Source organism: Allopusillimonas ginsengisoli, from assembly GCF_004153455.1.
Classification (GTDB): Bacteria; Pseudomonadota; Gammaproteobacteria; order Burkholderiales; family Burkholderiaceae_B; genus Allopusillimonas; species Allopusillimonas ginsengisoli.
On sequence record NZ_SDQE01000008.1, the window covers coordinates 12,846 to 39,106 of the forward strand.

Here is a 26,261-nt window from a genome sequence, read left to right on the forward strand (position 1 = left end):
CATACCGCTTGGCAGGATTCCAGGCAGAGAACAGCGCTGCACCCCTCGGGCCGGGCCAGATCACAAGATAATAGAAACGGTGTGGTGCTCACCGTCGAGCGGCAGATGCAGGGAGCCATTCACGTTATTGACCGTGACGCCATCGACCTTGGCATCAACCACGCCCGACCCACGGCCACTTCCATTGTCCACCAGGATGTCGTAGCGGGCGGCATCAACGACAACCGTCGCCTCAAAGCCCGGCCAGGCGACCGGAATACACGGATGCAGCACCAAGAACTCCCCTTCTCTGCGGATACCAAGAATCCCCTCAATGCCAGCCTGATACATCCAGCCTGCCGACCCGGTGTACCACGTCCATCCACCCCGCCCGATATGCGGATCAACTGAGTACACATCTGCCGCAACGACATAAGGTTCGACCTTGTAGCGCTGCACTTCTTCATCGTTGCGCGCATGATTGATCGGATTGAGCAGCGCATAGAGCGCGGCAGCGCTGTCGCCATCCTTCAGTTTTGCATAGGCCAGCACGGCCCACATGGCAGCATGCGTGTACTGCCCGCCATTCTCGCGCAAACCCGGCGGGTAGCCTTGGATGTAGCCCGGATCCCGGAGGTTGTGATCAAAGGGAGGAGTAAACAATTTTGCGATGCGATCCTCCTGGCTGACCAGATGACTATCCAGGCTGGCCATGGCGATCGCTGCTCGCTCAGGGTCCGCCGCTCCCGACAACACCGCCCACGTCTGCGCAATGGAATCGATCCTGCAGGCTTCGCTCTGGCTCGATCCCAGCCAGGCGCCATCATCGAATGTGGCGCGGCGGTACCACTGCCCATCCCAGGCGCTATCCTCAATCGCCTGGCGCAGTTTCCGGGCATGATCCCGCCATGCTTGCGTCCGGGCGGGATCACGTTCTCGCACCATAGGTTCGAACAGGCCAATAGCCCTCAACAACAACCAGCCCAGCCATACACTCTCGCCCTTGCCTTGCGCACCGACTCGGCTCATGCCATCGTTCCAGTCACCTGTACCGATAAGAGGAAGGCCGTGCTCACCGGTAAGCGCCATGCACTGGTCCAGCGCGCGGGCGCAGTGCTCGAACAGCGAAGCGGTTTCTCCGGCGATCGTGGGCTGAAAGAAGGCATCGTGCTCTTGCTCCATCAGAAGCGGGCCTTCCAGAAAACCTACTTCTACGTCCAATACCGCCTTATCGCCGGAACGTTCGACGTAACGCGCCGCAGCGTAGGCCAGCCAGACCCGATCATCAGAAATGCGGGTCCGCACGCCTTGACCAGACTGGGGAAGCCACCAGTGCTGAACATCACCTTCAACAAACTGACGAGAGGCTGCTCTGAGCAACTGCTCGCGAGGAGCTTCCGGCATGGAGAAGGTCAATGCCATGCTGTCCTGCAATTGATCGCGAAACCCATACGCCCCACTGGACTGATAAAAGCCCGACCGCGCCCACAGGCGACACGAAATGGTCTGGTACAGCAGCCAGCCATTCAAAAGAATGTCCATGGCGCGATCTGGGGTCTTGACCTGCACCGCGCCCAACAATGTCTTCCATCTTGCCTTGACTGCATCGAGGACCACGTCCAGGTCAGCGTCACGATAACGAGCCACCAACGCGCTGGCCTCCGCGGCAGAACCACACTGCCCCAGGAAAGCCACCACCTCAATTGAGGCCCCCGCTTCCAGTTCGATGACACAACTCAGTGCGGCGCATGGATCCAGCGCCGCACCGCAACGACCAGACAAGGGCTCCGAGCCTGCCAATGCGCCCGGCCGCGCCAAGTCGCCGTTATCACCCAGGAACTCGCGCCGGTCAGCGGTCCATGTGGTCTGTTGTCCCGCCAGATCCGCAAAGGCAAGGCGATCCGCGAAACCGGTGCTCCAGGGATTGCGTGCAAAGATCGCACCCGACTGCGCATCCAGGTTGGTCAGCAGAAACGGTGCGCAAGCGCTGCGCGACGCCCCCAGCACCCATTCTACGTAGGCAGTGACAGACAGACGGCGCCGCTTGCCGGAAAGATTGCTCAGCCTGAGGCGGGAGATCTTGATGGGATCCTCGGGCGCGACGTATTGTGTAAGCGACGTCGCAATGCCATTGTGCTCATGCGCGAAAGTGCTGTAGCCAAAACCGTGGCGCGCCTGATAGCTCCCTTCACCGCGTATCGGCAGCGCGGTCGGGCTCCAGAGATCACCACTTGCTTCGTCGCGGATATAGATCACTTCCCCGGGGGTATCCATGACCGGATCGTTGGACCACGGCGTCAATTGATTTTCGCGGCTGTTCGCGAACCAGGTGTAGCCACTGCCTTCAGCAGATACTTGAAAGCCGAACTGAGGGTTGGCCACAACATTGATCCAGGGCATGGGCGTGGTCAGATTCCCGCGGAGCGTAACGACGTACTCGCATCCCTGCTTGTCAAAGCCTCCCAGGCCATTGAAATATTCGAGATCCTGCGAGGCGGGCGCCGGTGGCAGGCTGGTCATCAGAGGCGGCGGCCGGGACGCGAACACCGGTTTCGCCCGCGTGGAGGCCTCCGCAATGCGGGCCAACTGCTCGCTTACCTGTCCGTGCCGCGCTTGCAAAACAATTCGTGCAATAGACTGAATCAGCTCCCGACCCTGCACATTCATGAGATCAGCCCGCAACGCGTATACGGCGCCCTTGGCCAACTCCTTGCCGAACCGCGGACGGGCCTGGCTGCTGCGCACCGACGTCTCGATCGCGTTCTGCAAGTCCTGAACGTAGGACGAAGAGCGTTCGTTGATGATGACCAGATCTACGGCCAGCCGTTTCATCCGCCAGTATTCATGCGCACGCAGCATTTGTCTTAGCAGCGCCATGTCCTGCACATCGTCTATGCGCACCAGGACAATCGGCAGATCGCCCGAGATTCCGTAATGCCATAGCCCCGACTGGCTGCCCGCGCCACGAATGATGACGTCGGATGGCACCCTGAATCGCGAATCGGGATATAACAGTGCGGCCGCGAGCCGCTGAAACGCGGCAGCCTCTTCGGCCTGCATGCCCAGGTGCCGCAGTTGAACCTGAGCCTGCGTCCAGGCCAGTGTTCTGGCTCGCCCAAAAGCGCTGCGATCATGGTGCTTGTCGACCAGGTCCAGCAATTCCTCCCGCGAAGCAGCTACCAGGGTCCAGAACGCCAGCCTGGCAGCCTGGCCGGGTTTCACGCGGACCCGATACCGCAATGAAAACACCGGATCCAGAACCGTACCGACGGTAGCTGTCAGAGGTCGGCCCTGCGCCAGCACATCAGGCATCTGGCCACCATGCCCGCGCGAGGCAAAGCGCGCTCTGTCGGTCTCATACTGAACCGCCTCCATCACATCGCCTTCGACGACGGCGAAATGCGCGACCCACATGCCAGCCTCGTCCGGAGACCTGACCCGCCGCGTGGCAATCAATGCGGAGAATTCCGGCAGAAACTCGGTGACAACAAACATCTTGGAAAATGCGGGATGGGCCCGGTCTGAGGCGGGCGTGGCGAGCACCAGCTCGGCATAAGACGTAATCTCTATTTCGCGCGAACGACGCCCGCTGTTGACCAAGGAAACCTGCCGCACTTCCCCATCGTCCTCGCCCGACACCAGGATTTGCGTCGTCGTGACCAGCGAACCGTCGCGCCGCATGAATTCAACACGGTCTTCGGAAAATCCGATCTGCATTTGCGGCGTATCCAACCATGCAGGCTGCGGCGTGGACGACCACACTTGCCCGGTGTGGGGGTCACGCAAGAAAATATAGGATCCCCAGTTATCCCGGGTTGCATCCTCGCGCCAGCGCGTCACCGCCATGTCGCGCCATCGGCTGTAACCCGCGCCCGCGGCTGTCAGCATGACGCTGTAGCGTCCATTGGATAGCAAATGCGTATGCGGTGGACCCGGCGGCAGGCTATCGAAGCGACGCATTGCCACCGAGGCAACGTCCGCCAGAATAGTGGACGCCCTGACCTCTTCCGCGCGCGGATGTGCCACGGCGACATCTCTCGGAACACGCTCCTGCAGCAAGAGGTCGCACGCCTGGATCATGGGTTCGCGATGAAAGCGGGCACGCATTTCTCCATCGTGCAATGCATTCGCAATCGCAACAATCGTCATGCCCTGGTGATGAGCCATGAAGTTTCGGACAATCGCCACGCGCTGATCTTCACGCAGGCGAGCAGGTGTATAGTCCAGCGCCTCATGAAAACCGTAACGCCCCTGTGCGCCAGCCTGCGCCAGCCGCTGGAAATTCTGCCGCGCGGCTTCAGGGTCGACCATGGCAGCCAGACCGGTGGCATAAGGTGCCACCACCTTGTCTTCTGACAGGCCGCGCTTCAGACCGAGCCCAGGCACGCCGAAATTCAAATACTGATAGGTAAAATCGAGATCACGGGCGTTATAGGCGGACTCCGAGAATCCCCAAGGGATGCCCAGCGATGCGGCATAGTCCTGCTGGCGCTGAACGATAAGCCGATTGGTCTGCTCCAGCAGGCTGCCTACTGGCGCGCGCATGACCAATGAAGGCATCAGGTATTCAAACATTGAGCCCGACCACGATATCAGCGCAGACCCATGGCCTATCGGTGTCGAGGTGCGCCCCAGGCGAAGCCAGTGGCGAGTTGGCACATCGCCTTTTGCGATCGCGAACAGGCTCGCCAATCGCGACTCCGAGGCCAGCAGATCGTAGCAGCTCGAATCCAATCGGTTATCGACCAGCGAGTACCCGATCGAGAGCAACTTGCGGTCCGGATCCAGCAGAAATGAAAAGTCCATGGCCAGGGCCATTTCACGCGCACCAGACGCCAGCGCCCGCAAACGTTGATTCAGCGCCTGCGCGCCGCCATTGGCAGCAATGAGATCGCGACCATGTTCACGCACTTCACTCCGCAGCGCACTCGTCCAAAACACCAGATCGCCGATGGATTCATCCGCGGGCACCGGCACCAGTTCCTGGGCCAGCACGACCGTTTTCTCGGCCTGGCGACCCAGCGAAGGCAGCAAGGATTCGATCGGCTGAAGCCCCTGGAGCTGCGCGTCAATTTCATCAAAAATCGCCACCAGCCGCGCGTTTCGTTCGCCCCCCGCAATCGCCAGACCATTCAGTGCCTCGCGCGCGAGGAAAAGACTGTCCTGCATGCCGGTGTTCGCCTGCGGAGCACAAAAATCATCGACCCATGCCTCGCAGGCATTGGCCAGCGTCAGCAGGTGGCCAGCCAGATTGCCACTGTCGACCGACGACACATAGGCTGGCGGCAAGACACGCAAATCGTCCGTGGCGTACCAGTTGAAGAAATGCCCGTTGTAACGCTCCAGCCTGTGCATGGTCGCCAAGGTAGCCTCGAGACGCTCCACAGTCTGCAAGGTGCCCATCCAGCCAAAATCCCGCGCAGCGACCATCGACAGCAGATACAGGCCCATGTTGGTGGGCGAGGTTCGGCGTGCCAGCACTGGACGTGGCGTTTCCTGAAAATTATCAGGCGGCAGCATGTGATCGTCCGAGGTCACAAAGGTTTCGAAATAGCGCCAGGTATGGCGCGCCGTGCGCCTCAGAAATCTGGCGGTGTCTGCGGACACATGCAGGCGGGCTGCCAGCACGCGCGGGCGACTGACCCACCAGGCTATGGCCGGCGCAGCCAGCCATAGCGTCAAAAACAGAAGAACCAGAGGCCATGACGTGGGCGTCAAGCTCAGCACGACAAACGCAAGCGCGACCGACAGCATCATGCCTTGCCGCATCAACCAAACAAAACCCACTACGCTCAATCGCGCATGGCCTGCAGACTGAGCAGCCGTTGTCCACTCCAGCAAGTGGCGACGCGTCACAAACAGCCGCCACATGCTGCGCACAATCGCATCCATCATTTTCCATGCGCTGTCCGCCAGAAAAATGAAGGAAAGCAGCGTTTGCGCGCCCGCCAACTGCAAATCGCTCAGAAAAACCGACATCCGGTTGCCAAACAGCACTCCGCCGCGCCGGGAGAACACGGAACTGAAAGCCGACAGGACGGCTGGGAGCGCCACGCAGGCGATCAGAATCAGCGTGCCAATGAGCGCTGAGGGCAGAGGTAGCGTCCAGGCGACGCCAAGGGCCAGAAACGTGCTCGGCCCCAGCAGCGAACGCCTGAGGTTGTCGAGCATTTTGCCGCGCCCTACGGACGGAACCGCCCTGTTGCCGGCGTGGCGTCCAAACAGCCACGGCAGAAGTTGCCAGTCGCCACGCGTCCACCGATGCGTACGCTTGGTGGCCACATCGTAACGGGCAGGAAACTCTTCGACCACCTCGACATCCGAGGCCAGGCCAGCGCGCGCGAAGACGCCCTCGAACAAGTCATGGCTGAGCAAGGCATTGTCCGGGACTCTGCCGGCCATTGCCGCTTCGAAGGCGTCGATGTCATAAATGCCCTTGCCGGTATATGAACCTTCGCCAAATAGATCCTGATACACATCGGACACCGCTGCCGCGTAGGGATCCAGACCGGCTGGGCTGGAAAACAGCCGCTGGTAAATCGAACCCTCCCGATGCAGGGGCAGCGAGGGCGTGACCCGAGGCTGCAGAATGCCATGCCCATTGACCACGCGCTGCAGGGCGGGATCCAGGCGCGGACGATTCAAGGGGTGCGCCATTTTCCCGATCAGCCTTTGAGCCGCATCCCGAGGCAGCCGAGTATCGGCATCCAGCGTTATCACGTAGCGCACGTCTGCCGGAACCTGAAACGACAGGCCCTCAATGGGCACAAAATTCGTATCGGTGGCACCGCGCAGCAGTCGGTTCAGCTCATGCAGTTTGCCGCGCTTACGCTCCCACCCCATCCACTTGCCTTCCGCCTTGTTGAACACACTGCGACGGTACAAAAGAAGGAAACGGCTGCCTGCAGGCCCAGGGCCATGCTGCAAGTTCAATTGCGCCAGTGCGGCCGCGCCTTTTGCCAGCAACTGCGCATCATCTTGGGAATATTCCTCGTCCGAATCCAGGCGATCAATGAGCAAGGCGTAAGTAAGGTCGCCGCCGGCGCCCGAAAGATAGTGAACCTCCAGTTGCTCCACATGCGCGAGCAACTCTGCCTCGTTGGTGAGCAGCGCAGGAATCGCAATCAAGGTTCTGCAGTTGGCGGGAATCCCTTTGGTCAGATCCAGGCCAGGCAATACGACGGCGCCGAAATTCCAGGTGATTGCCCGGTTGATCAATGCGGTCACCAACTCGGTGGCGGGGAAGAAAAACAATAATAGAAAAAGCACGATGCCGGCCGGCCAGACATCGGAACGCCAGAGCATCCACAGCGCCACGGCCATCAACACCGCGCTCAACCCAAGAATGACCCCGACATAGCCGGCGATGCCGGAATGGACCGCCCCGCGATTGATGCGCAAGCGCACCGTAGGCACATATCCGATTTGCGCTTCCAGCGCCCGCCTGCCTTCCATAATGAGATGGTAGCCAGGGTCGCCCAGGCGCTCGGCCGATTCCGCAGACGCCGTCTCGCTAACAGCAACCTGCGCGGCCTCGATCGCTGCCTGGGCGACCTCGATTTCGGACAACGGTGATCCGCGGGCAAGCTGCTCAATAGCCTTGCGGTAGATATCGCGCGTTGCGAAATCCATCTCGCCAAACGGGCTGTGTTCACGCAAGCGCCTGTCCACCTGACTGACACTTTCAAACCACTCGGCCCAATCGATATCGGAAATCAACCGCATGCTGGTGATCACATTGCGCACGCTAACGTTGGAGGCACCTTGCCGCTGCTGCGCCTGGTCGACCACCTCGTCAACGGAACTCCCCTGCAATCGGAGACGATCCTCCAGCCAGCCCAGCGCCGGCGTTTCCAAGGGATCTTGATCCCTGAACCGTTTGGCCAGTTGCGCGGCAAACATCTCCGGCAAAGGTGTGCTGGTTCGAGTCAGCTTGTCCGTATCCAGCGCGGGATGGACGGCGACCAAGCGCAATAGCCGGTTCGCCAATCCATCGGCGTCGACGCGCGCCTTGCGGCCCTGCGAGATTTCGTCGGCCAGCCTGCGCAGGTTTTCGATGAGCACGATACGCAACGTAATGGCAACTGCCCACAATTCGCCGATGGACAAGGGCTGGACCGCTTGGTAAGCGTCAATAAACCGCCGTAACGTCGTGGGATCGAAATTGCTGTCGGTATGAGCAACGAATGCCCAGGCAAGGCCAAACACACGCGGATAACCCTCAAAAGGGCCCTGCGCCAGCTTGGGCAGTTGACGGTAAAAGCCGGGCGGCAAATCATCGCGGATCTGCCGGATCTGTTCTTCGACCACATGGTAGTTGTCGAGCAGCCATTCGGCGGCGGGCTCTACGCCACGGCCGCTTTCCAGCTCGGCCGCGCTGGCGCGGTACGCTGCCAGCAGTACAGAAGCATTGTCATTCAGCCGTCGCTGGAGTGGCAGCACCCGGGCTGGCCGGGACGTAACGAGTTGTTCCACGGCGAGACTGCGCGCATGCTGTGCAAGTCGCTCGATGCCGAAGAGTTCATGTCTGACAGGCGTTTTATCTTCCCAGGGAGAAGGTAAGGAACCATGCCTGTAAAAGTAGGAAAATAAGGTTTTCATCAGCCCTCCCGGCGCGCAAACAAGCGCGCGAGGGAAGCTGGGCACAGCGCGCTAACGCGCCAGCTTATTTTTTGCGGGGGTCGGATTGCTGAGGGCCCCCTTTGGATGCGGTGGCGCCGAAGGGCGACACTGGGGTAGCCGGTTTTGGAGGCTGTTTGGGCTTTTTGGCCTCTCTGTTGCCGCGTAATTGACCTTTAGCCATGATAGGACTCCCTGATGACGGGTGCTATATGCGAGATGCATTCAGACAGCATACACGCAATAGCGCGAAGAAGATCATTTAATCCGCATTGTTACCGCCGCCCTGCCGAATCACTCGATATCCGTGGAAGATAGATATTGTTTGCGCGCGAAGTACGCAATAAGCACTATGGCAATCAGTACCATGACCACCAGCGCCCACCAGAATCCGCTGGTTGCATGTAACCAGGGAATAAACTCGAAATTCATCCCGAAGATGCCGGCAATCAAATTCAGGGGCAGGAAAACTGCGGTAATGGCGGTCAGGGTGCGCATCACATCATTGGTGCGATTGCTCTGAATATTGAAGTGGATCTGGATGGCTGTTTCCGCGCTTTGCTCCAACTGCCGAATATGATGAGACACCCGCTCGATGTGTTCCAACACGTCCCGGCAGCGAACCAGCAGTTGGTCGAGCTGGTGCCGGGCCTCGTCGGTTCTGGGTGCAGGCACGTCTTCAAGCACATCCATCCAGCGACTCACCGCATTGCGCTGATCTTCGCAGATATCATAGAGATGGTGCAGCGCCTGTTGCGCTTTCAGCAATCCGCCCCAGTTGTCGAAGCGCACATTAGGGCGCATAAGCCGCTGCTGCCAGTGATCAAGCTGGCGCGTCATAACCTTGCGAAGATCAAGATAGGCATCAACCATGAGGCTGACGATACGCAGCGTCTGCTCGGCGGGTGAATCGGGCAAACGAGGAACACCAGCATGCGGCATTGGCGATGACGATGTAGTGTGTTCGGGATTGGCCTGCCCCAGCAGCAGCAAGCGCTTGGTATATGCTTCCATCACGCTGCACCCTTCAGGATGCACGCTAAGCAGCACATTATCGAAGACGACAAACCCAACTGGAAGCGTTTGGACTTTTCGGCTGACGGGGATCGGACTGTCTGCCTGATCGCCTTTTTTTGCATGACTGGACGGTGTGCCCGACGCATCTCGCAGCACCGCCGGCGCCTCGCCATCCGCAAGCCGCCTGAACACCAGCACATCATAATTGGACGTATAGTCAAAATGCGAAGGCAGTTGGGTATTGAGCAGATCGGAAACATGCAGATCCAGCAGGCGCCGGCCTGTCAACCCGTTCAACTGTATCTGCAGCGCATTGACGTGCTCCCTGAAATGTTCGCGCATGCAGGCCAGCCAGAGAAAGCCATCCTTGGGCACGGCATCCGGGATACGATCCAGTTCTTCCACCGATTTGCCGGGTCGCACAACAATCACGCGCAGCTTGTTCATCGAAACTCCTGGAATAGCAGGTGAAACCCACGACCATGAATCATTGCAGGCCACGTCTGTAACCATGGCGTGCGGCCATGGTTCATCGAATTTTGTGCGAAACGAATCATGTCGACGCCGGCTGCAGCGCAATCACTGCCATGCCAGCCAGTGCAATCGCCGCGCCGATAATATCCCAGCGCGTCAGCGCGACACCTTCCACAAACCTGAGCCACGCCAACGCGACGGCAATATACATGCCACCGTATGCGGCATAGGTACGACCGGCCGCTGCCGGGTGCAGTGTCAGCAGCCACACAAACAATGCCAGGGCAACCGCCGCCGGCATCAATAGCAGCAGGCTTTTGCCTTGTCTGACCACCAGCCACGGCAGATAGCAACCGATGACCTCGCACAGCGCTGTCAAGGAAAACAAAAAAGAAATGCGGATGAGATCCATGCAAGAAATCCAGAAAGCGGGAGGGTTCGCAAAAGCCATCACGACCTTAGGCCGGCGGCGCCACCGACGCCCCTTCCACGCCATGGCGCTTCAAGGCCGCTTCGACGAAGCCGCTGGCCTTCTGTTGCTCGACAAAATCGGCCAGAAAACGTGCCGCCTCCGCCGGACGAGCTTTGGGCAACCCCATGGCCTGCTGTATCACCATAAACCGGCCAGGCAGCAAACGCACCCCGCCCACCCGCTGCGCATCCGCCTCAAGCTGTTGTTTGACCCCGGCGGCCACATCAAGGCCTTGTTCCAGAAAAGTGTCCACAACAGCCTGCGAGGATGCGGCACGCACGATCTCTGCCTGCTTCAGCTCACGCGTCAAGTAAAGATCGTAAGCGCTGCCTTTGCCGACCGTAACCCGCGTGCCTGGGCGGTCCACCTCTTCGTTGCCTTGCAGTGCAGACTCGTCTTTGACCAGATACGCTCCCTCGATCAACACATATGGCGACGTAAAGCTGATTCCGGCACCGCGGACGGGATCAATGGCGAAAAAGCCGATATCGGCAGCATCGTTGGTGACAGCCTCGACTGACTTGCCCGCCGTATCGAACACGACCAGTTCCAGATCTGTATCCAGCACTTTGGCCAAGGCCCGCGCCAGATCAACAGATACCCCACTTACGTCGCCAGTATCCGCATCGCGATGTGCCAATATGGGGTTACCCAGATTGATGGAGGCGCGCAGAACACCATTGGGGGTAAAGGCCTTCTTGATGGTGGCATCCATGAGGGGTGCTACTCCTTGTAAAAACGGCAAACAAGCCGAGATGATATGTCGGAACGCATCGATACAACCGACAAACAACATGCCTTCGTAGTTTTACCACTGCTGACGCCTTCAGTTGAAGAGAACCGGTTGGGTTTGCGCCACTTGTTCGATCAAATTGATAACCTCTGGCGAGCGCTCATGCCGGCGATACACCGCCGCCACCTCAGACTTGATCGGCGTGCCTGCCAGCGGCTTGAACACAACGCCCGGCAAAGACATCGCCCGGGCGAGCACGTTGGGAACAATCGCAATCCCGACACCCAGGGAAACCTGCGTCAACACCTCAAAAAGACTCCCAGGCGAACTTCCAGCCTGGGGCATGAACCTGCCCCGGCGCCCTACCTCCCAGGTACCTTGGCCCTGCTCAGGAACCACAAAGCATGCTTCCTTCAAGTCTCTGGGTTTGACAGGCTGTGAAGACGCAGCAAGATGATGGGCGGCAGGTAACGCTATGCAAAACCTGTCCTGCAACAACACATGTGTCCGCAGGGTGTGATCCAGCTTAATGGGCATCCGTACAAAAGCGATATCCACCGCGCCGGAATCCAGCAAAGCGGGAAGGCGATCCATGGGGAGCTCCCGGGCCTGCACCAGGACATCGGGCCAAGCCCCGCGAAAGCGTTGAAGTTGCTGCTGGAGAATGCCCGAAAATACGGCAGAGCCGACATAGCCAACCTCAACCCGTCCCAATTGACCGCGACCCGCCCGCCGCCCCGCATCGATCGCGCGCTCGAACTGCGCCACCGCCTGGCGTGCTTCAGCCAACAGGGCCAGGCCTGCAGAGGTCAGCGCAACCGAACGTTTGCTTCTGGCGAACAAGCGCGCATGAAGGCTGCGTTCGATGTTCTGGATCTGCACTGTCAGTGTTGGGGCGGAAATGCCCAGTTGTTCGGCCGCCCGACCAAAGTGCAAGGTTTCGGCCACGGCGATGAAGTATCGCAGGTGTCTGAGCTCCACGTCAGTACTCCATTTCTGTTAGGTAAAAACTAATTATCTTATGAATCTTGACTAATGAACTTAATACTGTTCGCTGTTTAAATATCACTGCCATGAACCGGACACCCACAGCCCCCGCCAGGACCCACAAGACCGCACTGCTGTTAACGGCATCGACGGGCTGCGCCATGACGGTGCTCGACACCAATGTGGTGGGCATCATCCTGCCTACCATCGCCCGCGACCTGAACGCATCGTTCGCAGATATCGAATGGGTGATCAGCACATATGTCCTGTGCTTTGCAGCGCTTTTGCTTCCCGCCGGCTCAGTGTCGGATCGTTATGGTCGCAAGCGCATATTCCTCTCGGGCATTCTGCTGTTTGCCGTCGCCTCTCTGGCCTGCGGCCTTGCACCCAGCGCCCAGGCGCTATATGTGGCACGTGCGGTACAAGGCGCTGGCGCAGCGTTTCTGCTGGCGCCTGCGTTGGCCATCATTGGGCATGCGTTTCAGGAAGAAGGCGAACGCGCGCACGCCTGGGCGATATGGGGCGGCATCATGGGGCTGACCATGGTGCTGTCTCCCCTTGCAGGCGGGCTGATCAATGCCTTCATGGGCTGGCGATGGGCCTTTCACCTCAATATACCAATCTGCGCCGCACTGGCCATCGCGGTTGTCAAGATCATCGAAGAATCGCGCGATCCGTCACCTGGCAGTCTGGATTTTATCGGCATAGGCCTGTTTGCCTCGGCCATGTTCATTTGTACCTGGGCATTGATACTTGGGCCGGAGAAAGGCTGGCTCAGTATTGCCGTGAGCAGCCGTATTGTCTTGAGCGCCTTCCTCTTCCTGCTGTTTTATCTGGTGGAACGGCGCCGACAACATCCCATGCTGGATTTGGCTTTGTTCAGTTCCTGGCCATTTGTTGGCGCTGTTCTGGCGATGTTTGCCTATGCCGCCACCGCTCAAGTCATGGCGTCGCTTCTACCGCTGTTTCTGCAGAACGCGCAAGGACATTCTTCGTTAACCGCTGGGGTCGGCATGTTGCCATTCGCCCTAGCGATGCTGGTGCTGCCGCAAGTGGGCCGTTGGCTTTCCCGTTACATGGCCTCCTTCCATATCCTGACGCTCGGCCTAGCCATCGTCGCATTCGGCAATGCCGTCATGATGGGTGCCGCCCACTCAGGCAACAACACAGCGCTGGTCGCAGGCATGACGATTCTCGGCAGTGGCGGCGGCTTGCTCAATGGCGAAACACAAAAGGCCATCATGGGCACAATACCCCGTCATCGCGCCGGTATGGGATCGGGCATCAGCACAACTTCGCGCTTCTCAGGCATTCTGCTCGGCTTTGCAGGATTGGGCGGCGTCATGGCGGCAAGCGTGCGGACAACGGTTCAGCAACAGCTTGCCCAGGCGGATTTGGCGCAGCCGGAAGCGTTTGTTGAGCGCATGGTGGCCGGAGACTTTGAGCGCGCGCTCGAGCTATTCCCAGTCGGCATGAACGCTTCGCTGCTGCAAATAGGCCGGGCCAGCTATGCGCTGGGCTTTGCCCATGCTTTCATGGTGGCGGCGGTGATCGCGGGTATTGCTGCAATCTTCGTGTTCTGGGCCATGAGCCGGACACCGCTGCCCGCCCCTGTCAGCCTGCTGACAGCGCCCAGCGGCGGCCGATGCCCCAACCCGCGCGCACCACGGTAAATGCTGATGCCAGAGGGCAGCCAGTATGCTGGCTGGCAAGACATCTGTATCGAAGCAAAAGCCTGTCAGTTTGCCAGCATAAACACCCATTATGGTGTAGAATCTTGGTCTTTGCTTCGGGCGGCTACCGCCCTTGGCCAAAAAGGAATCATGAGCTTCCTTTTTGAAATGCATAGTTCGGCGCAATGGCAGAGTGGTTATGCAGCGGATTGCAAATCCGTGTACCCCGGTTCGATTCCGAGTTGCGCCTCCAGTACTCATGCTGGTTTCGGGCGATTTTATTTTCCCCGCCGCTTCGCAAAACTAAATTCAGCCCTCATCGTGAGGGCTTTTTTGCGCTAAAAACTCCATATAAAAATACAGCATGGAGGCGCCATGTTACCTCTACCGCTTACCCGAAAAGGTTTGATCGCCATTCGCGACGGCAACATGCGCAATGTGAATAGCCGACTGCTGCCGCGGACGAATCTATATACATACGGCTGCTATGCCGACAGTGCGCAGTTTCAAAACAGCCTTGATTTCACGTTGCTCAGCGTGGGCGTGCGCCATCGCTTCTAAGCGCTACGCGCGCCGCGTCGCGGCGAACTGCCCATCCATCACGCAAAGAGGGTTATCGCCGTGAAGCAACATTGAGCAGGCTCGATCCACAGCAACTCGCGCCCGTTGTGGTCTTGAGGTGATTCGACTCAAGACCACAACGGGCGTGGGATGTAGCCGCTTGCGTCTCCCCGTCAACGGCATTTTTATAATGCCCCCTCAATTGCTGTGAGATTGTTAAAAGACCCTGCGAGCCTTTTAATTTTGCTTCGGACAATCCCTTAGATATCTTGTCGACTTCAATCCACTCTTTGGACGCGTGCACATGGCTGTGGGTTTTCGGCGGCATTATATCTCTTGTCGTTGTGCCCACCACAACCCGGTCTTCATCGAAAACGAACCATCTTCCTCAATAGCCAATGCCTGCCGGACTTCCGCAGGGGCTTCCCGCTGCATGGCGCGTATCATCGCCACCCGCTCGGGGCTCGTCCGCATGCGCGTTACCCAGGGCTCGAACGCCAAGCGTGTTATCCAGTTCTGATGCGCAATATCAGAAAAACCGGCATCAGCGATCAGCCGCCCCCACTCCGAGGGCGAACGATCCCGCACATGGGAGCGATCGCGCAGCAGTTCAACGGCTTGCAGATGCGTATCCACCAAGGCGTTCTCATCGCCTTCAATGTCTATCATGAGCAAATAACCGCCTGGCTTGACCACGCGGCGCATTTCCTTGAGCGCGTTTGGCAGATCCAGCCAGTGATGGGCGCTGTACCGCGATGCGACAACACAGAAGTGAGCATCATCAAAAGGCAAGGATTCCGCACTGGCCTGCACGGTTCGAATATTCTGCAGGCTTTTGTCGGCAGCGGCCTTGCCTACCGTAATCAGCATATTGGGCGAAGGGTCCACCGCCACAACACTGGCCAGCGCCCCGGCCACGGCAAAGCTCAAATGGCCCGCACCACACCCTACGTCCAGAAGCCTGCCACGGGATGCGGGGATCACCTGGCGAATCAATTCATTGGCCCTTAGCAGATCCGGGCCCGCAGCATGGACTGCACTCTGCAAATATGCCTGCGCCTGTGCATCAAATTGTTCCTGAACCGTCTCGCTATGGTTAGCCTGCATGCTCTACCCTTTTTCTATGCTGGGAAAACAATCACGATATAGGGTCATTGCGGTCTGAACAAGATTGCCGCGTGTACTGGTATCTCTACTAACGGTCTGGATTCAGACGCCCGACTGCGCCAGCGCTCAAGCCATCGCATAAAAAAACAGCGGCCCGGTCGTGCATGCACGACCGGGCCGCTGAAGGTAACTGCTATTCGAACTTAAACGGGTTCGATAGACGTTGCCTGAGGACCTTTCTGACCCATACCGGCCACGAAAGATACTCGCTGGTTTTCTTCGAGCGAACGGTGACCGTCGCCGACGATTTCCGAATAATGGGCAAAGAGATCCTTGCCGCCTGATTCGGGCATGATGAACCCAAAGCCTTTCTCGTTGTTAAACCACTTTACAACACCGAATTCTTTTTGCATACGTTACTCCTGTTAATTGTGGACGACATGTCCATCAGGTTTACCAGGCGTAAAAAATATGCAATGGGTACGATAGAGCGCACGTATTGTCAAACTAAACTAACCTAAAGGGAAACCTACGACTACAATAGACGCAGGGGGGATATTAGTCAACGACAATATCTCTTTTCCAATGAAAATCTGGAATAACTGCACATTCGCGGGTTTTATGTGCACATAATGGTGAAAAAAATGGCCAACAACACTCCCTGGGCTGACCTGGAAACCGGCTGGGTTACCTTGGTTCAGGTATTTCCCTACGAAAATGCAACGCAGTCCGAAGCTGAGCTGCGCGGTTCCCAAGCCGCTGCCGATCTGGACAAAACTGCCATCGCCTCAATCCTCGACTGGGCCACCGCCGAAAACCTCATCGAGCCGGCAGATGAACCGGGACGCTTTCGCCTGACACCCATGGGCAGGAAATCCTGGCGCAAGAGCCGCGATCCGGTTTAGACGAACAGACAAAAGTGAATACATCCAGACCAGCCCTATTGGAAAGCATCATGCTCACAACACGCCACGCCGGATTGTCTGGCAGCAAATACATTCAACGTGGCCTTTGTGCCTCGGCTGGAGTCGCCCTCGGCCTTCTGGCGCCTTTGGCGGCCCAGGCCGAATCTGCGCGATACCAGCTGGATCCCCATCACTCCTTCGTCAACATCGAAGTTCGGCATTTCAGTACCTCCACTGTCCGAGCGCGTTTCGACAAGGTCGAAGGATATGTAGACATGGACAACCAGGAAGGCAAGGCGAACACCAAAATAAGCATTGACACCGCGAGCATCAGTTCAGGCATCGCCGACTTTGATCAGCACCTGAAAAGTGGGGATTTTCTCGATGTTCAGGCATTTCCTCAGGCCACTTTCACGTCCAGCGATTTTGTTTTCACTGACGACAAAATAACCACCGTAAATGGCATGCTTACGCTGCTGGGAAAAACGCTTCCCGTCACCCTTAGGGCCAGCAATTTCAATTGCTACGACAGCCCGATGCTGAAGGCGCCCGTCTGCGGCGGCGATTTCGAAGCGACGATCAATCGGAGCCAATGGGGCATGAACTGGGGCATCGATCCGGGGATACCCGATCAGGTACGATTGCTTGTACAGGTGGAAGCGATCAAGCAGTAAGAACACTTGACGCACAAAAGGTTATGACACAAGGCTATAACCACGTTCCAAATAAGTAGTTCGATTCAACACCTCCGGTCCCTACAATCCTTGTAACCCAACAAGGAGTGTTACCCATGTCCGTTGCCCTGGCAGATCTGTTTTTTACGTCGTTCGGCGAAACACTGCTTATGGTCGGCGCATCCTGCCTCATCGGCACGGCATTGGGGATACCGCTGGGGATTGTGCTGTATTCCTCCGGCCGGCATCAGCGGTATCCCGCATCGCGGCTGACGCTGGCTGCAAGCTATCTCACCCACGCCCTGCGCGCCACCCCATCGATTGTCATACTCGTGATGGCCATCCCGTTTACGCATTTTGTGCTTGAGGCATCGGGAGGCCTCACCGCCGCGTTGATTCCGCTCAGCATTATTGCCACACCCTTTGTCGCGCGCCAAACGGAAACCGCGCTGCGCTGCGCCAGCAGCCAGGCCATCGATGAATCCATCAAGGCAGGCACGGCGGCGCCGCTGCGCACGCGTGAGCTTCTGCCGCGGGCAGCACCCGGCATCGTTGCCGGGCTGGGCCTGACAGTAGCCTGCCTGGTTGGCTATTCCACCTTGGCAGGCGCGCTCGGCGGCGGCGGGCTGGGCAGCTTTGGCATGCAATATGGCTACAGCGAGTTTCGCCCCGTGCTGCTTATGGCAGTCGTGCTTGTGCTGATTGCGCTTGCCGAATCCGCCCAGGCGCTTGGCTACGCCGTCGCACAGCGCCTGGACGCTGAACTCGCCCAGCCTACCCGGCGACGCTTCTTGATGAGCGGACGCAGCCGCTAACCCTCGACACCACGGCAAAACGCACCGTCAATACCTGACTCCACCCAAGCTCGGGAACGGCATCCGCCGGTGCCCAACCTCGGCCTCGTACCCTTGGTCTCGTCTCCTCTATACTTTGTCCATGCCAATCGGGAGAATCCAAGCATGGACAAAAGCGTAATTGATGCCATGGCGCGCTGGCCAGATGTGCCTGACGTCTATGGCTGGCTGTCTCTGAACGAACAAGGCAACTGGCGGCTGCATCCGCAGGGCACTGCGCTGGACTCGCCGGACGACATCGGTGAAGCCATTTCCAGCCCCCCGATACTGCAATTTATCGGTCGCAATTATGCGGCTGACGAACAGGGGCAATGGTATTTCCAGAATGGCCCGCAACGCGTGTATGTCAGGCTCGACGCAGCACCATTTGTTGTGTACGCGTTGCGAACACCCGAGTGCCCATTTCAACTGTTGGGCCATACAGGCTTGGAAGCCTCCACGATCCGGATGTGGCTGCTGGCCAGCGATGGCCGCCTGTACATCCAGACATCTCATGGCGGCGCGCTGATTCAGGGACGTGACCTTGAGGCGGTGCTGGCGCAGGTCAGAACCAAGGACGGCACTCGTGTTCTGGACTTTCTCGCCGATGATCTCGAACGGCAGGCGCCATTCGACGTTCTACCGCTCGACGCAGCCACCCTCGAGGATAGCCAGACAATGATTCCATTTCGCTTTGCCAAAGCCGACGATATACCAGGCATTTTGGGATTCTCCCGCAGACCGCAACCCAAAACCTCCTGACACACTGATCGCCTTTGGTTAGAATCCTCGCATGACATCGCACCCCACCGCTTTTTACTTTCCCGCGCCACGCAGCCAAAAATTTTGCAGCCAATGCGGATCGTTGCTTACCCGCCGCATTCCTCCCGATGACAACCGTGAACGCGATGTCTGCGAAAACTGTGGCGCAGTGCACTACCAGAACCCACGCAACGTGGTGGGCGTCCTGCCAGTCTGGCAAGACAAGATTCTGCTCTGCCGCCGAGCGATCGAACCACGCTTCAATAAGTGGACATTGCCCGCGGGCTTCATGGAACTTGGCGAAACAACCGCCCAGGGCGCGATGCGGGAAACCCAGGAAGAAGCCGGTGCCCAGATAGAGCTCGGCCCGCTATACACCGTTATCGATGTGCCTCATGCCGAGCAAGTACACTTTTTCTATTTGGCAAAAGTACTCAGCGAGGACATGGTGCCCGGCCCCGAAAGCCTTGAAGCCAGATTTTTCGACGAGACAGAGATACCCTGGGATCAGCTTGCCTTCAGAACCGTCATCACGACGCTGGAACATTACATCGCAGACCGTCGAAAAGGGAGTTTTCCACTTCACTATTACGACATCCCCTACCCCCCTCCCAAACCGAAAAAAGGCTGACAAGACGCTGCCATGGGCAAGCTGATCTGGCTAGATATCGACACCCCCTTCCCGCCTGTTGAACAGGCTCTCCCGGAAGGACTGCTGGCAGCCGGCGCCGAACTCTCACTGACACGGCTGGAGCAAGCTTACCGCCGCGGTATTTTTCCATGGTTCAACGAAGGCGACCCCGTCCTGTGGTGGAGCCCAAACCCGCGCATGGTCCTGGCCTGCGCCGAATTCAAGATATCACGGTCTCTGGGCAAGCGACTCAGACAGATGGCAAGAGATGAACATACGCCCGCAGCCAGTATTCGCATCACGTTGGACATGGCCATGGCAGACGTGATCACGGCCTGCGCAGGGCCCCGCGCCACTCAACATGGCACCTGGATCTCGTCCCACATCAAGGCAGCCTATCTGGCCTGGCACGAGGCAGGCGCCGTGCATAGCGTGGAAACCTGGATCAATGGCGAACTGGCCGGTGGCCTGTATGGCGTGAGCCTGGGAGGCTTTTTTTTCGGTGAGTCCATGTTCAGCCGGGCCAACGACGCCAGCAAACTGGCGCTTGCCTATCTGACACGTTTTCTGGCAAGACATGGCGTGCATCATATCGACTGCCAGCAACAAACAGGGCATCTGGCCAGCCTGGGCGCGCAACCGATTGCCCGCGAACAATTCCTCGCAATACTGAAGACTGCGCTGAATCAGCCTGCGCCGCCCTGGAAGCAAGGACAACTGCTGTCTACCGGCGAGCTTGCGCCGGTTGCCTAAATGCCCCGATAATGGATCGGACAGTACTGCCCGAGCAAGCATCCATGACCCATCTCACCGAGCCCGGTCTCCATACACTGCAGTTCTACGCCACGGCCATCTATCCGTGCAGCTACCTGCCGCAACACGATGCGCGCTCCCAGGTTGCGGCGCCCACGCATCTCATCGACGCCAGAATCTATTCAGTACTGGTAGAGCAAGGATTCCGGCGCAGCGGCCTGTTCACCTATCGCCCCCATTGCGACACTTGCCAGGCCTGTTTGCCAATCCGCATCGATGCCCACCGCTTCCAGCCCAGCCGTGCGCAACGGCGCAGTGCGCGGCGGCATGACAATCTCGTGGCGCGTGATATGCCATTGCATTGGAACAACGAGCACTTCGAGCTGTACCAGCGGTATCAATCCGTGCGCCACCCTGGCGCCGGCATGGACGAAGACAGCCACGCGCAGTACACGCAATTCCTGCTGACCAGCCGGGTCAACTCCCATCTCATCGAGTTCCGTCTGCCCGACGGCCAGCTGCAAATGGTGTCTATCGTAGACGTACTCGACAGCGGGCTTTCGTCCGTCTATACCTTTTTCGAGCCCGACGCCGCCGGCAGCCTGGGCACCTATGGCATCCTGTGGCAAATTGAACGCTGCCGCCAACTGGGCCTTCCCTGGCTGTATCTGGGATACTGGATAGCACAAAGCCGTAAAATGGCTTACAAATCGCGGTACACGCCCGCGCAAATCCTCAAAAATGGAAACTGGATAAACCTCACCGAGGTTTGACCCCCACAGCATGTCTTTCCTATTCAATACATACAGCCTGGCCCGCCCGGCCCTTTTCTCGCTGGACGCCGAGAAAGCACACGAACTCACACTGGCTTCCCTGAAAAAGGCCTACGACTGTCAACTCACCCGCTCCCTGTTGGGCGCTCGCCCCAGCAAGCCTTGTACGTTGATGGGGCTCTCGCTGCGCAATCCAGTAGGGCTGGCGGCGGGTTTGGATAAAAACGGCGAATATATCGATGCGCTGGGCAATCTGGGTTTCGGCTTTGTCGAGGTAGGCACCGTGACCCCCAAAGGCCAGCCAGGCAATCCGCGCCCGCGCATGTTCCGGCTGCCGCGTGAACAGGCCCTGATCAATCGCATGGGGTTCAACAACCACGGGCTGGACGCCTTTATCGCCAATGTGAAACGCAGCCAATGGCGCGCACAGGGCGGCATACTCGGCCTGAACATTGGAAAGAACGCCGCAACCCCCATAGAACAGGCCACCGACGATTATCTGCTGGGCCTGGAGGGCGTCTATCCGCATGCCGACTACGTGACCGTCAATATATCGTCTCCCAACACCAAGAATTTACGCGCGCTGCAAGGTCAAGACGAGCTTTCCGCGCTATTGCTGGCATTGCAGGAAAAGCGCAAGGAACTCGATGATCGCCAGGGCAGGCGTGTCCCGATGGTGGTCAAGATTGCGCCAGACCTGGATATCGATCAGGTAGACGTTATCGCTTCCTTGTTAATGCCGCACGAGGTGGACGGTGTCATCGCCACCAATACCACGCTTGCGCGAGAAGCTGTACGCGGCCTGCCCTACGCCAATGAGGCGGGCGGTTTGTCAGGCCCCCCTGTGCACGCACTCTCGTTGCAAGTCATCTCCCGGCTCCGCCAGCAGTTGGGGGACGGGTTTCCCATTATTGGCGTAGGCGGCATTGTTTCTGGCCGCCAGGCGCTGGAAAAAATACAGGCCGGCGCCAACGCCGTTCAACTGTACACCGGTTTGATTTATCGTGGTCCCGTATTGATCAATGAGTGTGTGCAGGCGCTAGAATAAAAAAATCCCCGAAGGCGCTGGCGCTTTCGGGGATAATGCACAGGCAAGCAAACTGCCCGGCGCCAGCCTTTTATCAGGCGGCGGTGCGACGGCTACGCGGTGCGGCCTTGCTGGCAGCAGTAGCGGCGTCTGTAGCAGCCTTGGTGGCGGCGGTGAAGTTCGACTCAGCGGCATCGGCGGCCTGACGAGCAGCCTTGACAGCGGATTCGTAGGCGTTGTTAGCCGTTGCCAGCGAAGTCTTTACCAAAGCGATGGCGCCTTCGGAACCCGTAGGAGCATTCTTGGCGACTTGATCAAGCGCGTCGGCGATTTGCTGTTGGCCTTGAGCAACTTGCTCTTCGGTCAGCTTGGTGAGGTCAACTTGCACGCCGGTCAGGATGTCGTACACATGCTTGCTGTAAGCCATGGCTTTTTCGGCATTAGGCTGAGCCAGCGACGAGGTGAAAGCCAGCGCTTCTTGCGCGTCTTTGACTTCGATGGCTTGTTGGGTTTTTTCGGCAACTTCGTCCAGCGATGCCTTGATAACCTTCAGGTTAAGGTCGACCAGCTTTTCAAAGCCGCTGAAAACAGCGCCTTGGAAGGCCAGGAGATTGTTCAGCGAAGCTTTCTGGCCGGCTACGACTTGTTCGGGGATTGCACTCATGATGTTTCCTTTTGAAGGCCGCCATCTATAAAAAGCGGCTGATAATGGATGAACTGGTAGTTCAAGCTTAAAAATGAGAAAACAGAATAGAGAAGGCTAAGCAAATCACCTACAGGTAGAAAACCTTCTATGCTGCGTTGCACAATTCGTATTTTACTGATCTGCCCTGCTGTGTCAAGCGTTTTGTTGCGATGCAACAATATTATTTACCCTTTGCCCGCGCCGGAACCAGCGCGTGCACTGACGAAATTACGCATGGACACTGGCTGGATTTTGGCATAGCATCCGTTGCGGTTTGATGACCACATCAGGCCACGATTTTTTCATTTGCCATAAGCAATCGGAGACACCATGAAATCCCTCACCCTGAAGCTGGGCTCCGCCCTGTTTGCAACGGCGTTGCTCGGCGCAGGCGCCGTACACGCTGCCGACTTTCCCGACCACTCCGTCAGCATGGTGGTTCCCTTTTCGGCCGGCGGTCCTACCGACAACGTTGCGCGCTCTCTGTCGGAAGCGATGCGGCCCTCCCTGGGCGAAACTGTCATTGTCGAAAACAAGGCCGGTGCGGGTGGCACGATTGGTACCAGCCAGGTTGCGCGTGCCAAGCCAGACGGCTACAACATCCTGCTGATGCACATCGGCTTTTCCACCGCGCCCTCGCTATACAAAAACCCCGGTTACAACCCCGACACCAGCTTTGAACCCATTGGGCTGGTCGTGGATGTTCCAATGACCATCATCGCGCGATCTGATTTTCCCGCCAACAACATCAAAGAGCTCATCGACTACATCAAGGCGCATAAAGACGAGGTTACGCTCGCCAATGCCGGTATTGGCGCAGCCAGTCAGCTTTGCGGCACCATGTTCACCAGCGCCATCGGCGTCGATCTGCTGACCATTCCTTACAAAGGCACAGGCCCAGCCATGAACGACCTGTTGGGCAAACAGGTCGATCTGCTCTGCGACCAAACCACAAATACCACCCAACATATCAAGGCGGGTACCGTCAAGGCCTATGCAGTCACCAGTAAGGAACGCGTACCCACGCTACCCGACCTGCCCACCATGCAGGAATCTGGCTACGATGGCTTTGAAGTCGGTATCTGGCACGGTATGTGGGCGCCCAAGGACACGCCCAAGCCTGTCATGGACAAACTGATTTCGTCGCTGCAGGCAGGTATGGCAGATCCGAAATTCCAGGAACGCATGGCCGGGCTCGGTGCAGAGGTGCTTACCTCTCAAGCCAACCCCGAGGCCCTGACAGCCAAGGTTAAGCAACAAGTTCCTCAGTGGGCCGATCTGTTCAAGAAAGCCGGAATCGAACCACAATAAAGGCAAGCCCGCCGGCCAGTCGACCCACTGGCCGGCGGGCAGGCAACCCAGGCGCGTGCAAAAGCCTGAGCATTACACAAAGCCCTGGTTCGCCAGGGCTTATCTTTTTACACCGCCCTGCCTCGCCTTGAAGCGCGGATTTGTTTTGCAGATCACATATAAACGGCCCCTGCGCCGGACAACCTGACAATCGCGATGCCTGTTCTTGGCATCTTTCAGGGACGACAACACCTTCATATCCAGACTCCTGGTTAGAAAAAGACAATGCCTGCGGTGGGCAGGCATGCATTGCGTTCAACAGGATAAAAGCAAGACTGTGACCTTGTGATTGTTGGAAATAGGAAGACCCGCACTGCATATTGGGATAAAAAGCGAGCAGCATCCGTCTTGAAATTAGTATGTTATATCATAACATTGCTGATGGAATCCACACACGTGGATACACATTCAGACAAGCCGATGTGTCAAGAAAAGAGGGGGATTTCAACAGATGATAAGCGTCGAACCTGGCCAGCGGCGACAAGGCGCTCGGTAGCGGGCCAAGGCCTGGGCATGGCTTTTGTTCGGCAAAGCCTAGTGCATGGCTTCGTAGCCAAGCTCTTCGGAAATACGCGCAGCAGTCTGCAGCAGCACGGGAATCCATTCGTCTCGCATGCGCTCGGCTGGCGCCGAAATAGACAGCCCGGCCTGCAGCTTGCCGGTGTCGTCGTACACGCCGGCAGCAATGCATCGCACACCGAGCTCGAGCTCTTCGTTATCGCGTGAATAGCCCAAACGGCGGACCAAGGCGAGGTCGCGCTCCAGTTGATCGGTTTCAGTGATGCTGTTGCGCGTGGTGCCCGCAAGACCCGTACGCATGGCGTATGCGCGAACCTGCCGTGGATCGCTACAGGACAGAAAGAGCTTGCCAGTGGAGGTAAGGTGTAGCGGCGCGCGGCCTCCAATGGCACGCACGACCTGCATGCCGGAACGTTCGCTCCAGGCGCGCTCGATATACACGATTTCATCACCTTGCTGCAGCGACAGGTTGACTGTCTGGCCGGTAAGCTTGTGAAGATCGCGCATGTACTCGATAGCCACTTCACGCACATTTAGGCGCCCTTTGACCAGTGAGCCCAGTTCAAGCAAGCGCATCCCGAGCTGATACAGCCCACTATCCACGCGCTCGACATAACGGCCAACGACCAGATCGTTAAGTATGCGGTGGGTTGTGGAGGTGTGCAGGCCAGTGGCGGCGGCCAGGTCTTTGAGCGGGACGGGATCGGGCCGAGTTGCCAGGACATCGAGCAACAGCATGGCCCGCTCAAGCACCTGTATGGTGATGTGGCTGTCGTTCAACGAGGTATGGCCGTTGCCATTAGTGGAATGCAGGGTTGATCGTGGCATAGTCTTCTTTGACGCAATGCAACATTTCCATATTATGGAAAACATCCCCATTTTTGGCAAGCTTTTTTTCCCAGCCTTTCATTATCTTCACAGGTTCATCGCGTTTGCGGAGGATTGAGCTGTCCGCCCAGCCTGAGGACTTCCTCGCGCAAAAAGGCCAGGGCCTGGGCAGCGGCATCCGGCTCCCCCTTGACCCCCAGATCGATATGGGGATGGCCTGTTTCGCCCATGCTGGGCAGGCTGAACGCCTTGACATTCGGCCAGCGCTGTTCGATTTCTTCCAGCGCGGGGGTGATGCGCGATTCGGGTAAACGAAACACCAGAAAGGAGTGCTCCACGCGGGTTACCTGATGATGCAAATGCCGATAGCGGTTATCCAGTGTCCACTCCATCATGGGCCAGGCCATGACCGGAAAGCCAGGCATAAAGGTGTGGTCCTTGATAAAAAAACCCGGAATTTTGTTATATGGGTTGGGCACGATCTCGGCGCCTTGGGGAAACACCCCCATTTGCAGGCGCTGCTGGTTTTCGGGCAAGGACATATCGCCGCTCCCCTGCCCCCGCCGTTCATTGTCGGCGCAGCGCTCGGCAATCAGGCGCTCGGCGTCTGGATGCAAGGCCAGGGGAACGCCCAGCGCTTCGCCGGCAGCCTGCCGGGTTTGATCGTCTGGCGTCGCGCCAATGCCGCCACAGCAGAACACAACATCAGGCGTGGCAAAACTACGCGTGAACGTATCCACAATCGTTGCACGATCATCGGAAATGAATTCCGCACCGCCCAGCAACAAGCCCCGCTGGGAAAGCAATTCGACCATCTTGCTGAAGTGCTTGTCTTGCCGCCTGCCGGACAGGATTTCGTCGCCAATGATGATGAGCCGTATCTTGCGAATGTCTGCCAT

Annotated in this window: 22 protein-coding genes and 1 tRNA gene; 12 read left to right on the top strand and 11 right to left on the bottom strand. The window is 58.1% G+C overall.

From position 1 onward, the window contains the following. Window positions 1-60: 60 nt before the first annotated feature. The 5 genes from ERE07_RS14195 to ERE07_RS14215 all read right to left on the bottom strand — a co-directional run bounded on the left by ERE07_RS14195 (window position 61) and on the right by ERE07_RS14215 (window position 12,275). Window positions 61-8,580, bottom strand: coding sequence for a GH36-type glycosyl hydrolase domain-containing protein (locus tag ERE07_RS14195; protein WP_130009695.1), 8,520 nt, complete (start codon window positions 8,578-8,580; stop codon window positions 61-63). Window positions 8,581-8,892: 312 nt separating this feature from the next. Further along, window positions 8,893-10,062, bottom strand: coding sequence for a magnesium transporter CorA family protein (locus ERE07_RS14200; RefSeq protein ID WP_130009696.1), 1,170 nt, complete (start codon window positions 10,060-10,062; stop codon window positions 8,893-8,895). Between the two features lie 106 nt (window positions 10,063-10,168). After that, window positions 10,169-10,501 (bottom strand): YnfA family protein, encoded by a 333-nt coding sequence (locus ERE07_RS14205; protein WP_130009697.1) that lies wholly within the window; start codon window positions 10,499-10,501, stop codon window positions 10,169-10,171. A 46-nt stretch (window positions 10,502-10,547) separates the two neighbouring features. Then, window positions 10,548-11,276 carry an ABC transporter substrate-binding protein gene (locus tag ERE07_RS14210; RefSeq protein WP_130009698.1) on the bottom strand — a complete coding sequence of 243 codons (729 nt, stop codon included), beginning with the start codon at window positions 11,274-11,276 and terminating at the stop codon, window positions 10,548-10,550. Between the two features lie 111 nt (window positions 11,277-11,387). Beyond that, entirely contained in the window at window positions 11,388-12,275 is an 888-nt protein-coding gene (locus ERE07_RS14215) for a LysR family transcriptional regulator (RefSeq protein WP_130009699.1), read from the bottom strand. A 92-nt stretch (window positions 12,276-12,367) separates the two neighbouring features. Here ERE07_RS14215 and ERE07_RS14220 point away from each other — a divergent pair, with 92 nt between their 5' ends. The 3 genes from ERE07_RS14220 to ERE07_RS14230 all read left to right on the top strand — a co-directional run bounded on the left by ERE07_RS14220 (window position 12,368) and on the right by ERE07_RS14230 (window position 14,515). After that, window positions 12,368-13,954 carry an MFS transporter gene (locus ERE07_RS14220; RefSeq protein ID WP_130009700.1) on the top strand — a complete coding sequence of 529 codons (1,587 nt, stop codon included), beginning with the start codon at window positions 12,368-12,370 and terminating at the stop codon, window positions 13,952-13,954. Between the two features lie 179 nt (window positions 13,955-14,133). Next, window positions 14,134-14,207 (top strand) — tRNA-Cys (locus ERE07_RS14225). A gap of 122 nt (window positions 14,208-14,329) precedes the next feature. Then, window positions 14,330-14,515 carry a hypothetical protein gene (locus ERE07_RS14230; protein WP_130009701.1) on the top strand — a complete coding sequence of 62 codons (186 nt, stop codon included), beginning with the start codon at window positions 14,330-14,332 and terminating at the stop codon, window positions 14,513-14,515. Between the two features lie 327 nt (window positions 14,516-14,842). On the opposite strand, the gene ERE07_RS14235 is transcribed toward ERE07_RS14230, so the two are convergent. Further along, a complete protein-coding gene (locus tag ERE07_RS14235) occupies window positions 14,843-15,622 on the bottom strand; it encodes a class I SAM-dependent methyltransferase (RefSeq protein WP_130009702.1) in 780 nt (259 codons plus the stop codon). A 203-nt stretch (window positions 15,623-15,825) separates the two neighbouring features. Then, the gene (locus ERE07_RS14240; RefSeq protein ID WP_130009703.1) at window positions 15,826-16,035 is read right to left on the bottom strand and encodes a cold-shock protein; all 210 of its coding nucleotides are present in this window, start codon (window positions 16,033-16,035) and stop codon (window positions 15,826-15,828) included. 231 nt (window positions 16,036-16,266) lie between these two features. Between ERE07_RS14240 and ERE07_RS14245 the strand changes: the two genes are divergently transcribed. The 8 genes from ERE07_RS14245 (at window position 16,267) to ERE07_RS14280 (ending at window position 22,001) form a co-directional block, all read left to right on the top strand. Beyond that, entirely contained in the window at window positions 16,267-16,527 is a 261-nt protein-coding gene (locus ERE07_RS14245; protein WP_130009704.1) for a hypothetical protein, read from the top strand. A 50-nt stretch (window positions 16,528-16,577) separates the two neighbouring features. Further along, on the top strand, window positions 16,578-17,201 hold the full coding sequence (locus ERE07_RS14250; protein ID WP_130009705.1) for a YceI family protein: 624 nt from the start codon (window positions 16,578-16,580) through the stop codon (window positions 17,199-17,201). A 116-nt stretch (window positions 17,202-17,317) separates the two neighbouring features. After that, on the top strand, window positions 17,318-18,016 hold the full coding sequence (locus ERE07_RS14255; protein ID WP_130009706.1) for an ABC transporter permease subunit: 699 nt from the start codon (window positions 17,318-17,320) through the stop codon (window positions 18,014-18,016). A 144-nt stretch (window positions 18,017-18,160) separates the two neighbouring features. Next, entirely contained in the window at window positions 18,161-18,796 is a 636-nt protein-coding gene (locus ERE07_RS14260; RefSeq protein WP_130009707.1) for a DUF2946 family protein, read from the top strand. A gap of 31 nt (window positions 18,797-18,827) precedes the next feature. Further along, entirely contained in the window at window positions 18,828-19,427 is a 600-nt protein-coding gene (locus ERE07_RS14265) for an NUDIX hydrolase (protein ID WP_130009708.1), read from the top strand. A gap of 12 nt (window positions 19,428-19,439) precedes the next feature. Next, on the top strand, window positions 19,440-20,180 hold the full coding sequence (gene aat, locus ERE07_RS14270; RefSeq protein WP_130009709.1) for a leucyl/phenylalanyl-tRNA--protein transferase: 741 nt from the start codon (window positions 19,440-19,442) through the stop codon (window positions 20,178-20,180). 44 nt (window positions 20,181-20,224) lie between these two features. Continuing rightward, on the top strand, window positions 20,225-20,953 hold the full coding sequence (locus ERE07_RS14275; protein WP_130009710.1) for an arginyltransferase: 729 nt from the start codon (window positions 20,225-20,227) through the stop codon (window positions 20,951-20,953). A 10-nt stretch (window positions 20,954-20,963) separates the two neighbouring features. After that, window positions 20,964-22,001: a quinone-dependent dihydroorotate dehydrogenase gene (locus tag ERE07_RS14280; protein WP_130009711.1), complete on the top strand. Its 1,038-nt coding sequence runs from the start codon at window positions 20,964-20,966 to the stop codon at window positions 21,999-22,001. Window positions 22,002-22,074: 73 nt separating this feature from the next. On the opposite strand, the gene phaP is transcribed toward ERE07_RS14280, so the two are convergent. Next, window positions 22,075-22,644 (bottom strand): TIGR01841 family phasin, encoded by a 570-nt coding sequence (phaP, locus tag ERE07_RS14285; protein ID WP_130009712.1) that lies wholly within the window; start codon window positions 22,642-22,644, stop codon window positions 22,075-22,077. Window positions 22,645-22,995: 351 nt separating this feature from the next. On the opposite strand from phaP, the gene ERE07_RS14290 reads away from it, so the two are divergent. Further along, the gene (locus tag ERE07_RS14290) at window positions 22,996-23,976 is read left to right on the top strand and encodes a tripartite tricarboxylate transporter substrate binding protein BugD (RefSeq protein WP_130009713.1); all 981 of its coding nucleotides are present in this window, start codon (window positions 22,996-22,998) and stop codon (window positions 23,974-23,976) included. Between the two features lie 99 nt (window positions 23,977-24,075). On the opposite strand, the gene ykgO is transcribed toward ERE07_RS14290, so the two are convergent. The 3 genes from ykgO to ERE07_RS14305 form a co-directional block, all read right to left on the bottom strand. Then, the gene (ykgO, locus tag ERE07_RS14295) at window positions 24,076-24,213 is read right to left on the bottom strand and encodes a type B 50S ribosomal protein L36 (RefSeq protein ID WP_130009714.1); all 138 of its coding nucleotides are present in this window, start codon (window positions 24,211-24,213) and stop codon (window positions 24,076-24,078) included. 336 nt (window positions 24,214-24,549) lie between these two features. Beyond that, window positions 24,550-25,272 carry an IclR family transcriptional regulator gene (locus ERE07_RS14300; RefSeq protein WP_245153734.1) on the bottom strand — a complete coding sequence of 241 codons (723 nt, stop codon included), beginning with the start codon at window positions 25,270-25,272 and terminating at the stop codon, window positions 24,550-24,552. Window positions 25,273-25,457: 185 nt separating this feature from the next. Beyond that, complete coding sequence (locus ERE07_RS14305) at window positions 25,458-26,261, bottom strand: competence/damage-inducible protein A (protein WP_130009716.1); 804 nt, start codon at window positions 26,259-26,261, stop codon at window positions 25,458-25,460.

Excerpts from the sequence above, each read along its gene's own strand:
- ykgO (WP_130009714.1), bottom strand. The coding sequence starts at position 24,213 with ATGAAGGTGTTGTCGTCCCTGAAAGATGCCAAGAACAGGCATCGCGAT.
- ERE07_RS14260 (WP_130009707.1), top strand. The coding sequence starts at position 18,161 with ATGGACAAAAGCGTAATTGATGCCATGGCGCGCTGGCCAGATGTGCCT.
- ERE07_RS14230 (WP_130009701.1), top strand. The coding sequence starts at position 14,330 with ATGTTACCTCTACCGCTTACCCGAAAAGGTTTGATCGCCATTCGCGAC.
- ERE07_RS14250 (WP_130009705.1), top strand. The coding sequence starts at position 16,578 with ATGCTCACAACACGCCACGCCGGATTGTCTGGCAGCAAATACATTCAA.
- ERE07_RS14275 (WP_130009710.1), top strand. The coding sequence starts at position 20,225 with ATGACCCATCTCACCGAGCCCGGTCTCCATACACTGCAGTTCTACGCC.
- aat (WP_130009709.1), top strand. The coding sequence starts at position 19,440 with ATGGGCAAGCTGATCTGGCTAGATATCGACACCCCCTTCCCGCCTGTT.
- ERE07_RS14205 (WP_130009697.1), bottom strand. The coding sequence starts at position 10,501 with ATGGATCTCATCCGCATTTCTTTTTTGTTTTCCTTGACAGCGCTGTGC.
- ERE07_RS14240 (WP_130009703.1), bottom strand. The coding sequence starts at position 16,035 with ATGCAAAAAGAATTCGGTGTTGTAAAGTGGTTTAACAACGAGAAAGGC.
- ERE07_RS14305 (WP_130009716.1), bottom strand. The coding sequence starts at position 26,261 with ATGGCAGACATTCGCAAGATACGGCTCATCATCATTGGCGACGAAATC.
- ERE07_RS14265 (WP_130009708.1), top strand. The coding sequence starts at position 18,828 with ATGACATCGCACCCCACCGCTTTTTACTTTCCCGCGCCACGCAGCCAA.
- ERE07_RS14235 (WP_130009702.1), bottom strand. The coding sequence starts at position 15,622 with ATGCAGGCTAACCATAGCGAGACGGTTCAGGAACAATTTGATGCACAG.
- ERE07_RS14220 (WP_130009700.1), top strand. The coding sequence starts at position 12,368 with ATGAACCGGACACCCACAGCCCCCGCCAGGACCCACAAGACCGCACTG.
- ERE07_RS14280 (WP_130009711.1), top strand. The coding sequence starts at position 20,964 with ATGTCTTTCCTATTCAATACATACAGCCTGGCCCGCCCGGCCCTTTTC.
- ERE07_RS14255 (WP_130009706.1), top strand. The coding sequence starts at position 17,318 with ATGTCCGTTGCCCTGGCAGATCTGTTTTTTACGTCGTTCGGCGAAACA.
- ERE07_RS14200 (WP_130009696.1), bottom strand. The coding sequence starts at position 10,062 with ATGAACAAGCTGCGCGTGATTGTTGTGCGACCCGGCAAATCGGTGGAA.
- ERE07_RS14300 (WP_245153734.1), bottom strand. The coding sequence starts at position 25,272 with ATGCTGTTGCTCGATGTCCTGGCAACTCGGCCCGATCCCGTCCCGCTC.
- ERE07_RS14290 (WP_130009713.1), top strand. The coding sequence starts at position 22,996 with ATGAAATCCCTCACCCTGAAGCTGGGCTCCGCCCTGTTTGCAACGGCG.
- phaP (WP_130009712.1), bottom strand. The coding sequence starts at position 22,644 with ATGAGTGCAATCCCCGAACAAGTCGTAGCCGGCCAGAAAGCTTCGCTG.
- ERE07_RS14245 (WP_130009704.1), top strand. The coding sequence starts at position 16,267 with ATGGCCAACAACACTCCCTGGGCTGACCTGGAAACCGGCTGGGTTACC.
- ERE07_RS14210 (WP_130009698.1), bottom strand. The coding sequence starts at position 11,276 with ATGGATGCCACCATCAAGAAGGCCTTTACCCCCAATGGTGTTCTGCGC.
- ERE07_RS14195 (WP_130009695.1), bottom strand. The coding sequence starts at position 8,580 with ATGAAAACCTTATTTTCCTACTTTTACAGGCATGGTTCCTTACCTTCT.